The 12,814-nt window shown below is 56.8% G+C and carries 13 protein-coding genes; 5 read left to right on the top strand and 8 right to left on the bottom strand.

Features of this window, described 5'->3' with window-relative positions:
• The first annotated feature begins 18 nt into the window (after positions 1-18).
• Positions 19-921, top strand: a complete 903-nt coding sequence (locus tag BED41_RS14775; protein WP_066748057.1) for a YitT family protein — start codon at positions 19-21, stop codon at positions 919-921.
• Positions 922-1,527: 606 nt separating this feature from the next.
• Here BED41_RS14775 and hisF read toward each other — a convergent pair.
• From hisF to BED41_RS14810, 7 genes are read right to left on the bottom strand one after another with little or no spacing between them, the layout of a single operon-like run.
• The gene (gene hisF / locus BED41_RS14780; RefSeq protein WP_066748060.1) at positions 1,528-2,361 is read right to left on the bottom strand and encodes an imidazole glycerol phosphate synthase subunit HisF; all 834 of its coding nucleotides are present in this window, start codon (positions 2,359-2,361) and stop codon (positions 1,528-1,530) included.
• Between the two features lie 6 nt (positions 2,362-2,367).
• Complete coding sequence (gene hisH, locus BED41_RS14785) at positions 2,368-2,985, bottom strand: imidazole glycerol phosphate synthase subunit HisH (RefSeq protein ID WP_066748062.1); 618 nt, start codon at positions 2,983-2,985, stop codon at positions 2,368-2,370.
• Positions 2,982-3,620: a bifunctional phosphoribosyl-AMP cyclohydrolase/phosphoribosyl-ATP diphosphatase HisIE gene (gene hisIE / locus BED41_RS14790; RefSeq protein WP_066748065.1), complete on the bottom strand. Its 639-nt coding sequence runs from the start codon at positions 3,618-3,620 to the stop codon at positions 2,982-2,984. Before hisIE ends, hisH begins: the two co-directional genes overlap by 4 nt.
• Before the next feature lie 21 nt (positions 3,621-3,641).
• Positions 3,642-4,352 (bottom strand): 1-(5-phosphoribosyl)-5-[(5-phosphoribosylamino)methylideneamino]imidazole-4-carboxamide isomerase, encoded by a 711-nt coding sequence (locus tag BED41_RS14795; RefSeq protein ID WP_066748067.1) that lies wholly within the window; start codon positions 4,350-4,352, stop codon positions 3,642-3,644.
• Positions 4,349-4,921, bottom strand: coding sequence for an imidazoleglycerol-phosphate dehydratase (locus BED41_RS14800; RefSeq protein WP_066748070.1), 573 nt, complete (start codon positions 4,919-4,921; stop codon positions 4,349-4,351). The genes BED41_RS14795 and BED41_RS14800 overlap by 4 nt, the downstream gene beginning before the upstream one ends.
• Positions 4,918-5,556 carry an ATP phosphoribosyltransferase gene (gene hisG / locus BED41_RS14805; protein ID WP_066748073.1) on the bottom strand — a complete coding sequence of 213 codons (639 nt, stop codon included), beginning with the start codon at positions 5,554-5,556 and terminating at the stop codon, positions 4,918-4,920. The genes BED41_RS14800 and hisG overlap by 4 nt, the downstream gene beginning before the upstream one ends.
• Complete coding sequence (locus BED41_RS14810) at positions 5,550-6,758, bottom strand: ATP phosphoribosyltransferase regulatory subunit (RefSeq protein ID WP_168160289.1); 1,209 nt, start codon at positions 6,756-6,758, stop codon at positions 5,550-5,552. The genes hisG and BED41_RS14810 overlap by 7 nt, the downstream gene beginning before the upstream one ends.
• 187 nt (positions 6,759-6,945) lie before the next feature.
• On the opposite strand from BED41_RS14810, the gene BED41_RS14815 reads away from it, so the two are divergent.
• Together BED41_RS14815 and hisC are read left to right on the top strand one after the other, a co-directional pair.
• Positions 6,946-7,746 (top strand): HAD family hydrolase, encoded by an 801-nt coding sequence (locus BED41_RS14815; protein WP_066748079.1) that lies wholly within the window; start codon positions 6,946-6,948, stop codon positions 7,744-7,746.
• A gap of 18 nt (positions 7,747-7,764) precedes the next feature.
• Entirely contained in the window at positions 7,765-8,844 is a 1,080-nt protein-coding gene (gene hisC, locus BED41_RS14820) for a histidinol-phosphate transaminase (RefSeq protein WP_066748082.1), read from the top strand.
• A gap of 85 nt (positions 8,845-8,929) precedes the next feature.
• Here hisC and BED41_RS14825 read toward each other — a convergent pair whose 3' ends face one another.
• On the bottom strand, positions 8,930-9,934 hold the full coding sequence (locus BED41_RS14825) for a proline racemase family protein (RefSeq protein ID WP_066748086.1): 1,005 nt from the start codon (positions 9,932-9,934) through the stop codon (positions 8,930-8,932).
• 259 nt (positions 9,935-10,193) lie between these two features.
• Between BED41_RS14825 and BED41_RS14830 the strand changes: the two genes are divergently transcribed.
• A complete protein-coding gene (locus tag BED41_RS14830) occupies positions 10,194-11,501 on the top strand; it encodes a glycine/sarcosine/betaine reductase component B subunit (protein WP_066748089.1) in 1,308 nt (435 codons plus the stop codon).
• A 15-nt stretch (positions 11,502-11,516) separates the two neighbouring features.
• Positions 11,517-12,803 (top strand): glycine/betaine/sarcosine/D-proline family reductase selenoprotein B, encoded by a 1,287-nt coding sequence (locus BED41_RS14835; RefSeq protein WP_084002509.1) that lies wholly within the window; start codon positions 11,517-11,519, stop codon positions 12,801-12,803.
• Positions 12,804-12,814: the final 11 nt, after the last annotated feature.

The following is a 12,814-nucleotide window of genomic DNA, read 5'->3' on the forward strand; positions in this document are numbered from 1 at the left end:
CAATGAGGAGAATAAAAAATGGAACATATGATCGAAGAGATAAAATGGAAACACCTCTATAGAAAGGCACAGCTGCTCTTCTTTTCGGAGTGGAAGACTCTGCTGATATCGATGGCGGCCATTGTGATCTACGCGGTGGGCGTAGTTGGCTTCACGATACCCTATAAATTCGCCGACCAGGGCGTCATGGGCATCGCGGTGCTGCTCAAGTATACTCTGGGGCTGAACCCCGCCTACGTGCTGCTCGTTCTGAACATAATCCTGCTTGCGTGGGGCGCGAGAACGCTCTCTAAACGCTTCCTTATCTGGACGGTCATAAACGCCTTTGTGCTCTCCGCGGTACTCGACATACTCCAGACCATCAACTTCCCGATAATGGACGACATCTTTCTGGTAGCGGTGGCCGGCGGCGTCATCAAAGGGCTCGGCATCGGCCTGCTCTACCGCGAGGGCATAAGCGCAGGCGGTCTCGACATCGCGATCTCCGTACTTAAAAAGCGTTACGGTATGGAGGTCGGGCGGCTCAGCTTCTACTTCAATATGGTAATACTCGCCGTTTCCTTCAGCATCATCGGCCTTGAAAAGGTGATGTACGGGTTCATCTCCTGCTACATCTGCGGCATGACGATGGACAGCGTGCTTGCCTCCTTCGACAAACGCCGCCTCGTCTTCATCGTCGCTTCAAACACCGACGCGGTGGTGGAGTTCATCAACAAAAGACTCGGCCGCGGCTGTACGCTGCTTTCAAGCGAAGGCGGCTACAAACGCCGCGACGGCTTCACGATCATGTGTCTGCTGATGCCGCGCCAGGTGGTGGAGCTCAAGCGATTCCTCGCCGAGCATTTCCCCAGCTCCTTCATGGTGGTCACCGAAGCCAACGAGGTGGTGGGCAAAGGTTTTAAGCGCTGGCGCAACATCTGATAAATCGGCGTTTATAAGCACGACTAACTTCATGACTGGGGGTTTGGCAATGCTCACCGCACTTTATTTAGTGCGCCTCCGCTTGCCAAACCCCCAATCATTTCGTTATTCGCACTTCTAAACGCCGATTTCCTTTGGGTAGAAAAAGAGGTAAATAGCGGTTTAGCTTTTGACTTTGCCCTTACAGCCGCCCTCTCCGAGGCGGCCAGAGAGCCGAAATCTTTGATTTCGTGCGATTCGGCTGGTAGTTACATCAGAGGTGTCGGCCGCCTGCTTTTGGCGGCTGACGGAAGGAGTGTTGCTCTGTTTGGCGCGGAAACCGCGCAAAACAGAGCCCGCGGCAAAAGCCGCGGAAGAACCTAAGGTCAACTCTCCCTCAGTCTCGGCGAAAAAACATCGCCGAGCCAGCTCCCTCAATGAGGGAGCCAAAATCTTTGGTAAACCGCTATTTACCGCTTTCCCTATCCGAAGGAAATCGGCGTTTAGAAGTGCGAGTTGCTAAATAACTTTGGGCTCTGGTACCGGAGCCGTATCTTTATACGGTGAGGATGCCAGAGCCCGAAGTTATGACGCAAATCGTGCTTATAAACGCCGATTTACGCTTAGTTACGCTTCGCCGCAGATACCAAAGAAATTAACTTCCTCCGGCGACATTTCATAGGGGACGTGCCGCGCCTCCGCGCTCTTTCTCACGGGAATGCCCTTGCCCGCGAGATAATCCTTCAGCGCGGGGATCGGTATCTCGTTGAAGTGGAAGAGCGAGGCGGCGAGCACCGCGTCGGCGCGGCCGCGCGTCAGCGCCTCGTAGAAGTGGAGATACTCGCCGGCGCCGCCGGAGGCAATGACGGGGATGTTCACGGAGGAGGAAATTAGCTCCGTAAGCTCTAGGTCATAGCCGGCCTTCGTGCCGTCGCGGTCCATGCTTGTAAGCAGTATCTCTCCCGCTCCTAGCTGCTCGGCCTTCACCGCCCAGCAGAAGGCGTCCATGTGACGCGGTACGCGCCCGCCTGCGGTGTAGACCTCCCAGTAGCCGTCGCCCTTGCGCTTCGCGTCGATCGCCACGACGACGCACTGACTGCCGAATACCTTTGCCGCTTCGCTGATGAGCGCGGGGTTTTCCACCGCCGCCGAGTTCAGCGAAACCTTGTCGGCGCCGGCGCGCAGTATTTCGCGGATGTCGTCCACGCTCCTGATACCGCCGCCGACGGTGATGGGGACAAAGACCTCGGCGGTGACGCGGCGCACAAGGTCGACGACGGTCTTGCGGCCGTCGCTGGTGGCGGTGATGTCAAGGAATACGATCTCGTCGGCACCCGCCTTTTCATAGGCCTTGGCGCACTCCACGGGATCGCCCGCGTCGCGCAGACCGACAAAATTTACCCCTTTGACGACCCGTCCGTCTTTTATATCAAGGCATGGTATTATTCTTTTCGCAAACATTTTATCTTATTCTCCCTTCGTAAGTTCAATGAAATTTTTTAATATCGCCAGCCCCGCCGTACCGCTCTTTTCGGGATGAAACTGGCATCCAAATATATTATCCCGTTCCGCCGCCGCGTCGAAGATGAGGCCGTATTCCGCTATGGCGCTCACATCGCTGCGTTCAGCCGCCTTTACGTAAAACGAGTGTACAAAATACATGTACGGCCCGCGCGGCAGCCCCGCGAGCAGACGGCTCTCCCTCAGCGGCGCGATTGAGTTCCAGCCCATGTGCGGTATTTTAAGCCCCATCTCCGGCGGGAAGCGCAGCACGCGTCCCGGCAGGACACCAAGCCCCTCCGTCTTCGGGCTCTCTTCACTAGCCTCAAAGAGCAGCTGCATGCCGAGACAGATCCCCAGTAGCGGACGTCCGCTCTTCGCAGCCTCTCTGACCGCCTCTTTGATGCCGCGGCGTTCGAGTTCCGCCATCGCGCTCCCGAACTCCCCGACGCCAGGCAGGATCACCGCGTCGGCAAGCAGTATCTCCTTTGCGGTGGAGGCCCTCATGTTCGCCGCGCCGAGGCTGTCGAGAGCGTTTTTCACACTCTTGAGGTTTCCAGCGCCGTAATCAATGACCGCGATCATTGCCTCTCCGCTCCCTTGTGGCGCGAGGCAAGCTCCCGCAATACTTCATCAAATGGCACCTCAGCCGCGATACAGGCGACAAGCAGATGGTAGAGCAGGTCGGCCGCCTCATAGCGGAAGCCGCCGCGGTCCTTCGTGGCGCAGGCTAGTGCCGTCTCAACGCCCTCTTCGCCAACCTTCTGCGCCACACGCGAGAGTCCTGACCGCAGCAGGCGCGCCGTGTAGCTCTCCTGCGGGTCGTCGTCTTTCCTGACGTTGAGATAACGCCAGAGGCGCCCCAGGAATGTCGCCTCCGTCGAATCGGCCTCACCGCAGAGGCTGCGGTAGAAGCAGCTGCGCTCACCAGTGTGGCAGGCGGGGCCCAGCGGCTCAACGAGCGCGAGCAGCGTATCTCCGTCGCAGTCGATCCGCAGCTCACGCAGGCACATACGGCTGCCGCTCGTCTCTCCTTTGTGCCATAGTTCGCCGCGCGAGCGGCTCCAAAAGACCATCTCGCCGCATTCCGCCGTCTCGGCGAGCGATTCGGCGTTCGCCCAGGCGGTCATCAGCACCTCGGCGGTGGCAACATCCTGGACAACGACGGGAACGAGCCCCTTTTCGTCAAACTTTATCAATGAAAGGTCTATTTTTGTCATTTATATTTTCCTCTTTTTTATCTATTCGGAGCAGGCTTTCATGGCCTCAGCAAGCGTTATGCCACCCTCATAGAGACTTTTTCCGATCACGGCCGCGTCGACGCCCGCCGCGGCAAGCGCGCGGATGTCATGAAGATCCGTCACGCCGCCGGCGGCGGCGATAAAACGGCCGCGGGCCGCTAGCGCCTCATATACTGAGGCGTCAGTCCCCGCCATCATCCCGTCGCGCTCCGTCTGGGTCACAAGGAAGGAGGAAAAGCCCATCCCGGATAACCGATTTACCGCCTCCGCCGCGTCGAGCGCCGTGCTCTCAAGCCAGCCGGAGTGTACGACCCTGCCGCCCCGGAGATCCACGGCGGCCATTATTTTTTCGCCGAAGCGCGCGCTCAGTTCGGAGGCCCGCTCCATATCCTTAAAGATCAGGCTGCCGGCCATCACGCGGTCCGCGCCGGCCTCTAACGCGCACGCCACAGACTCGGCGCTGCGCAGCCCTCCGCCATACTGGACAAAGAAACCAAGAGCCGCTATTTCGGAGAGCTCTTTCAGGTGCTTAGGCACCCCCTCCTTCGCCCCTTCAAGATCGACGACGTGGATATGGGCGCATCCCGCCGCCATAAATCCCTTCGCCGCCTCAACCGGCGAGAGCTGATATTCGCGCCGCCGCGAATAGTCGCCCTGCGTGAGGCGGACCACTTTGCCGTCATATAGGTCTATCGCCGGCAGGATTATCATAACCAGAGCCCCTTTGTGCTGGGGTCGACCTCTGCGGGGACGAGCGCCTCTTTAAGCGCCAGCCCTACCCCCTTAAAAACCGCCTCCGCGGCGTGGTGTGAGTTATCTGCCTCCAGCAGCGCGATGTGAAGCGTCAGCCCCGCCTCGCGCGCAAAACCGGTAAAGAACTCGGGAACCAGTTCCATATCAAAATCGCCGCACCTCTGGGAGGGAAATTCACCCCGCCACCAGAGGCCGCCGCGGCCGCTGAAGTCCAGCGCCACACGCGCGAGCGAACCATCCATCGGCAGGAGCGCGGAGCCGTAGCGGCGTATCGGCGCGGCGCCGGCGATCTTCCTCAGCGCCTGCCCCATCGCGATGCCGATATCCTCCGAAAGATGGTGATAGTCGACCTCGATATCCCCGCGAGCCTTTATACTGACACCCAGCGCCGCACGGTGGCAGAGCAGGTCCAGCATATGCGAGAGAAAACCACAGCCGATGTCAAGCGAGCGTTCCCTTTTATCATTACTCAGCAGAAGCTCTATCCGCGTCTCTTTAGTGTTCCGCGATATCTTCGCCTCCATCATGCCGCCCTCACCGCTTCCTCTATCGCGTCCACGACGCCAAAGAGTGAGTTCCAGCGAAGCTGCACTGAAGAGATACCGGCGACGAGACGCAGCGAGACGGGCATCGTCTCCTTTATCACGCGCAGGCCGTTAGCCTTCAGCGTACTTCCCGTCTGCACAACGTCGAAGATACAGTCCGCGAGGCCGAGCGCCGGGGCAAGCTCCACCGAACCGTTGAGTTTCAGCAGCTTTATTTGAACGCCCCATTCCGCGAAGGTCTTCTCCGCGAGGCGCGTATACTTCGTCGCAACCTTGAGCCCCATGAGTCCGGAGACATGTCCGCCGAATTTTTCCGCCATCTCTCCGGGACCCGCGACCGCCATCACGCAGCGCCCTCTGCCGGTGTCGAGCAGTTCGGTAAGCGCGATGCCCGCCTCCTCTATCACGTCGTTTCCGGCAAGCGCCAAATCAGCCGCGCCATAGTGGACCATCGCGGGGACGTCGGATGGCTTCGACAACAGATAGCGGAAGCTGGCCTCCTCGATCACCAGATTGCGCCCCGCCTCTTTCAGCTTCGCGGTGGGCAGTCCCGCGCGCGCCAGAATGTCCACGCAGCTGTCAAGCGAGCGCCCCGTGGGAAGTGCGAATGTCAGCATGAGAGTACCTCCGATTCAAACTTGTTCAATGATATTTCACCGCCGCGGGGAAGCAGAGTCACCTTTCTGCCGCCCAGGTCGATCCACCATTTGTATCCGCGCAGAGAGGCCGTCGAAAGAGATTCCTCCCTGTCTTTCGTCCAGCTCAGCTCAAAGGCGGTATCCTTCTTTGAAAGCGCGTCCGCGTAGCGCAGCGCCTCCGAATTATCGCAGCCGCCGCCCCAGAGCATCATCAGCGGCGCGGGGGCGGGAGAGGCGCAGTGCGCGGCAAGCTCCTTCAGGTTAAGCGCGAAGCCAGCGGCCTGTCCCTCGATCCCCTCTTTCGCGAGCAGCCCGTCATAACGGCCGCCGCCGCCTAGCAGGACGCCGTCCGCCGCCGAATAGGCGTTGTAGATAGGGCCGCTGTAGTAGCCGAGATCACGCACAAAGCTCAGGTCAACACGCAGCCGCTCCGCGTAGCCGAGCTTACAGAGGCTGTCGCAGAGACGTTTAAGCGGCATCAGCACCGAGGGATCGTCAAACAGACCCATCGCCTCGCCCAGCACCGCAACGTCACCCTTTAGCGTGGGCAGCCGCCGAAGCAGACGCGTCTTATCTTCCGAAAGTTCGAATCCGTCAAGCAGCGCGTTATATTTTGTGTAAGCCCTTTCCTGCAGAGCCTCGATAAGTTTTCCCGCGCAGCTTTCGGGAAGCCCGCCGAGGATGCCGGCAAGTACGGAGACGTCGCCAAGCACCAGCGCCGAACGCTCGATACTCAGCAGGTCGAGCGTGCGCAGAAGCAGGCCCGCCGTCTCCGCGTCGGCTCCGGAGTCCTCCCAGCCGATCAGCTCGACGCCGACCTGATTCTCCTCAAGGTTGTACTTCGGAGGCAGCGGCACGGCAAAGACCCGGTCGGCGTATGAGAGGCGCAGCGGCCTTTCGCTGCGCGCGTGGTGGCTGCCGAGATAGGCGACCGCCGAGAGCGTAAGGTCGCCGCGCAGCACGCAGGGCTCGCCGAGCGGCGACATCATCGGAATGAGCCGGCGCGCGCGCGCCGGTGAAATCTTGCTCCACACATCCTCAACCAGCTGAAACTCCGCGGGGCTGAAAGGATGGTATCCGTAAAGGGAAAAAAGATGCATCGCCGCACCCCTGCAATACTCCATATTGGCCGCGATCGCTCCGCCAATGTTATTACACCCCTTCGGATTTCTGTTCATCATCTTCATCCCTTCAGCTATCATTTTACTTAATTAAAGTGATAGCTTGATAATTTTGTAAGCGGGTTATATAATAGCACTCGTTTGCCGCTTTTGCAAATGTGAAACACTATAAATCCGGCAAAAACATATAATATAACGGCAGACCGACTGTGAGAGGCTGACAAACGAAATCAAGGAGCCAATAGATATGGAGAGAGAATTCAAGGCCGACGCCCTTATATTCGATATAGACGGAGTGCTGCTCGACGTAACCGGATCATTTCCCGAGGTGATACGGCAGGCCGTCTCTACCGGCTGGGAGCGTTTCTGCGGCGGCGCCTCCGACGTTCCCGGCTACAACGCGGGACACGAACGCGTATTAAAACGTCACGGAGCCTTCAACGACGACTATGATATCGCCTGGACGCTTCTTTCAATGGCGGCGGCAAGCGGGGAAAAACTACTCTCGCGGGCGCTGCCCTCGCCCAAAAGGCTGCTTTCCGAGCTGGAGAGCTACCGCGCCCCCGTCCCGCAATGGGTAACGGCCAGATACGGCTCACTCGTTCCGCGCCCAGAGGTGCGCGCGCTATGCGCCGAACTTTATGGCGGGAAAGGCTGCGGACTGCATCTGCTTGAAAGGCCGATGATACAAAAACATTGGCGGGAGCTTGGTCTGCCGGTGGCGATATATTCGGGGCGCAACGGTCTTGAATGGGAGCTAGCCAAAGATAGCCTCGGATGGAACGACTTTCCCGACGAACTGATAATACACTCCGACAGCGGCATCACGAAGCCCTCGCCGGAGGGCCTTGAAATACTCTGTCGCCGGCTCGGCGTCTCTTCGCCCGTATTTTTCGGCGATACCGCAAGCGACATGCAGGCGCAGGCGGCCTTCGGAAAGGGACGTTTCGCGGCGGTCGGCCCGCTGCTGCCGGAGGCGGAGTTCCGTTACGACACCACGGAGGAGGCCGTGAAGGCCGCGATAGCGATAGCCACCGTAAATCCTTAAAAAGGAGACTATAAAACAATGCAGAATATAGAGGAACTTTTTCGCTCGCTGGCGCGCCCCGCGATCCGCGACCTCGAGCCGTACGACGCCTCGGTCAGCGGGAATCCGCTGATACGGGTATCGGCAAACGAAAATAACGAGGGGCTGCCGGAGTCCGTCCTTACGGCGATGCGAAACGCGCTTGCAGAGGGCAACCGCTATCCCGACAGCCGCAATACCTCTCTGCGCGAAAAGCTGGCCGCACGCTTTTCTCTGAGGCCGGAACAGATAATCACCTCCGGCGGTCTGGACGGGCTCTTCACGATGCTCGGACGCGCCTTCCTAGACCCAGGCGACGAGGTCGTCTGCGGAGAGTGCACCTTCGGCGTCTACGCGGAAACGGCGCTCATCGCCGGCGCCTCCGTTAAAACGGTTCCGCTCGGCGAGGGATACGTCCAGCTGCCGGCTGACTTCGCCGCCGCCGTGGGCCCCGCGACAAAGATGCTCTTCTTCTGCAACCCCAACAACCCCACCGGTACGCTGGCGGAGCCTGCCTCCGTACGTGAGATGCTGAAAAAAATACCGCGGAGGGTCGTCGTGATCCTAGATGAGGCATACCTTGACTTCGCGGACGCCGACGGAGATGCCTCCTTCAAACTCCTCGAAGAGTTCCCCAACCTCGTCATCTGCCGCACCTTCTCAAAGATATTCGCCCTCGCGGGGCTGCGTATCGGCTGGGCGGCGGCGCACCCCGGGCTGCTCGACTGCCTTTACCGCGTGCGCGAACCATACTGCGTCACCGCCGTAGCCGAGGCCGGAGCCTGCGCGGCGCTTGACGAAGTGGAGCGTCTTCGGAGAACGCGGACAATGGTCATCTGCGAGCGGGATAAGCTCTGCATCCTGCTGCTCCGCCTCGGCGTAAAACATATCCCCTCGCAGACAAACTTCGTGATGATCTTCCCGCAGGAGAGATACGAGCCGCTGTCCGCCGCCTTCATCCAAGGCGGCATCGCCGTGCGCCACCTCTCGCTGCGCGGCGAACGCGTGATGCGCATCTCCGTAGGATTACCGCAGGAAAATAGGCAGGTTGAGAGGGTGCTTGAGGAAATTTTCGCCTAGACGGCGCCAAGGTACAAAAGATAAATATCCCTGGATGACGGCTGCCGTCATCCGGGGATATTGAAAAACGTCACTGATATTTCGATCAATTCAACAAAAACCCCGGCAGCAACGGGTCCCTGCTCTGTTCTATGAGCCAGCTGAAACCGGTGATATTGGCCTCCCCGCTTATATAGGGGATAATAGCATCAAACTCGCCTACTTGGACTTTCTCCGTGTAGTGACCGTTGAATACAGTGCCGATTATACTTTCATGTTTAAAATTTTCGTTGGCTTTGAGCTTTCCCTGTGCCGCCAATAGTGCCATCTTCGCTGACGTACCGGTACCACACGGAGACCGGTCCACATTAGAGGCGCCAAAAACGACGCAGTTTCTTGCGTTTTCATTTTCTTTATGGAGGCCAAATTCAACCAGCAAAATCTTATTATTCTGCGGAATCAACGGGTGCTGCACTTTAAATTGCCTGTTTGCCTCATCAAGTATCTCCATCCCTAACTTACTCATGGCCTCCGCTTCGGAGGGCGTCAGATTGAAGCCAAAGTCTTCCGCATCGAGGAGGGCGAAGAAACTGCCGCCAAAGCAGATATCCATCTTGACGCTCCTGGCAAGCGACGGAATATGGAGCAAACAACCAGAGGTATAAACAAAGGCGGGAACATTACGCAGTGTCGCCCTGACTGCCTCCCCATCCTCTACCTCCACAGATATCGTGACTAAGCCGGCCGGCGTATCCAGAACAACCATCGTAACAGGTTCCGTCACTGTTACCATCTTCAGATTTACCATCGCTGAGGCCAGGCCGATAGATCCATGTCCGCACATTGAAACGCTGCCGCCCGTATCGCAGAATATCACTCCGGTATCCGCCCCCTCCATTACAGGCGGCACCATAATCGCTCCAAACATATTGGAGTGTCCGCGAGGCTCCATCATGATAAAGCGCCTGAAACTGTTGTGGTTCTCCCGAAAATCTTTCCATTTATCCGCCATATTTCGCCCCTTAAGCACCGGAGCCCCGCCAACCACGACACGCGTCGGCTCACCGCATGTGTGAGAATCTACAACGGCTACCAGCTTTCCCACCTTCATCTTATCTTCACCTCACCTGTACTTCTGTCTTCCATAAGGATATTTTCTTGACAGGGACCATATTATTTGCAGCTGAATATAAAGTATTGAATTATTTTGCTGCGTTTTTGTTTTTCGTCAGAGCACAAAACTTACAGCAAAATTATTCAAGATTATTCACAAAAATTACCTTATCATTTTTTTCATAAACTTTAGTATGTGTCGTAAAGACCGGCCGGAGACAGATACACATCAACCACAACTAAGAGGAGGGAATGCATTGAAACTCGATTTTAAGACCCTCAATATTAAGGGACTTGAATGGGGTAAAAAGACGACTGTGTCAGACGGCGTTCTTTATATTAACCCGATAGAGGCTGTCGTAGCCTGCGGAACACATCCCTATATTGAGAATATCACCCTTCACATCGCACGTCCCGGTGAAAGCGTCCGCATCATGCCGGTTAAAGATGTGATAGAACCCCGGTGTAAGACTAGCGAAGAGGGGGCGATGTTCCCCGGCTTTGTTGGGGAGCTCAGGCAGGCTGGTACTGGCGGCACGCTGGCCCTTAAAGGAGCGGCCGTCGTCGTGACGGAAAATAACGATACCAACGCTGTATGCCGTACCGGCGGATTCATCGATATGACCGGTCCGGCCGCCGAATATAGCCCCTTCTCAAGGCTGTTCAATCTCGTAGTTAATGTACGGGTAAACGAAGAGGCACAGAAAAACGACACTCAGGCCGTGGACGACGCCTGCAAATTGGCTGGCCTCCGCCTTGCCGTCTATCTGGCCGAACGTTGCAAAGACAACGAGCCAGACGAGGTAAAAGTTTATGAAACTCCGGAAACAGATCCCTCGCTCCCCGGTGTAGTCTATGTGATGCAGATGCTGGCGCAGAATCCGCTGATAAAAGATTTTTATATTTACGGGCAGCTTGCCGGCGCGACTATGATACCAACGATACTTCACCCCAACGAGATACTGGACGGCGCGCTTGTCTCATTCGTAGGTTCGCATAATACCGTATGTTCGGATAAACAGTACATGTATGAGATACAAAACGCACCTGCGGTCGAAGAACTCTATAAACTACACGGAAAATCCGTGCGCTTCCTCGGCGTGATCGTACATAACGAGGTCCTGACACTGCCAGGGAAAATCCGCAACTCGCTCTTTACGTCAAAAATCGCGAAAATGCTCGGAGCAGACGGCGCCGTACTCGTCACAGAGGGACACGGGAATCCTGATGAGGATATTATGCTCAATGTGAAAAATCTCGAAGAGGCCGGCGTCAAAACCGTCATCATTTCCGATGAACTTGGCGGCAGAGACGGCAAAAGCCCCGGACTGGCCGATTGGGTAAAAGAGTGCAGTGCGATGGTAAGTGTGGGGAACACACACGAGTTATTGGCTATCCCTCAAAAGATGGATACCTTTATCGGCAACGAGGCCAGCCTGGAGATCCTTCATGTGGCGATAGAGCGACAGCCGGAGGAGGCTGATTACTTCTACACGGAGATGATCCACGTGACCGGCGCCTGCGCCCAGGCCGGGCTTTGCAATCTTTCCGCCAAATGGATGTAGGGAGGTGCCTGTATAGTGACATATAAAATTCTGCATTACATAAACCAGTTCTTTGCCGGCGTCGGCGGAGAGGATGCGGCAGACTATGAGCCTGAAATCAAAAAAGGCGCGGTCGGACCCGGGCTCCAGCTGAATAACCTCTTCCATGGAGAGGCAGAGGTGGTCGCCACCTTCATCTGCGGAGACAACTATTTTGCCACACATACCGGACAGGTTTTGGAGATGTTTGACGGCGCTCTTGAGGAATTCCAGCCAGATATCGTTATCGCCGGCCCATCGTTTTATGCCGGACGCTACGGCCTCGCCTGCGGGAACGTTATTAAGGAGGCTGCGAAGGTTCTCTGCATCCCCGGCATAGCGGGAATGAACGTCGAGAGCCCCGCCGTGGAGATGTTCCGCAGCGACGTCTTTATCATCAAGACCGGAGATTCCGCGCGCGATATGAAAAACGCCCTGGAGAAAATGACGCGCCTGGCCAGAAAGCTTCTCAATAAAGAGCCAATAAACGGCGCCGATGAGAATGGTTACTTTCACAGAGGGTTTCGGAAAAACTTTCGACTTGAAGAATGCGGCGGTAAACGTGCCGTAGATATGCTTCTTAAAAAAATGGCCGGGGAGGAATTCATCTCGGAGTATATACAGCCGATTCCTGAGAAGGTCGACCCCGCACCCTGCATCAAAGATATGAGTAAAGCTACTGTCGCTCTGCTCACGACCGGCGGAATGGTACCAGCTGGGAATCCTGACCGCATAGAGGGGTCCGCCGCGACAAAATTTGGAGTATACTCAATGGAAGGGCTCAATGCCCTTGAGAAGGGCAAGGTCGTCTCCGTTCACGGCGGATATGATACCAGCTTTGCTTATGAAGATCCCAACAGGATCGTACCCCTTGATGTCCTGAGAGAGCTGGAAACAAATGGAGAGATTGGCAGTGTTCATGAGTTTTTCTACAGTACATCCGGGACCGGTGCCTCTTTATTGAACGGTGAGGCCTTCGGACGGTCAATTGCGGAAAAGCTGAATAAAGCGGGCGTTGACGCCGCGATTATGGTCTCCACCTGAGGATCCTGCACACGCTGCGGAGCAGCGATCACCAAAGAAATCGAACGTTCAGGCATCCCCTGTGCACATATCACAGCGATCGACCCGATAGCGCATACCTTTGGAAGCAACAGGATCATCCACGGCGACGCCATCCCCCATCCCCTCGCTCCACCCGATACAGACCGCAAGGCCGAATATGAGGCGCGTAAAACAACTGTTATGAAAGCTCTGCATTCGCTGCTGGAGGAGATCAGATAAAAGAACGATAA

This window comes from Cloacibacillus porcorum (genome assembly GCF_001701045.1).
GTDB classification, from domain to species: Bacteria; Synergistota; Synergistia; order Synergistales; family Synergistaceae; genus Cloacibacillus; species Cloacibacillus porcorum.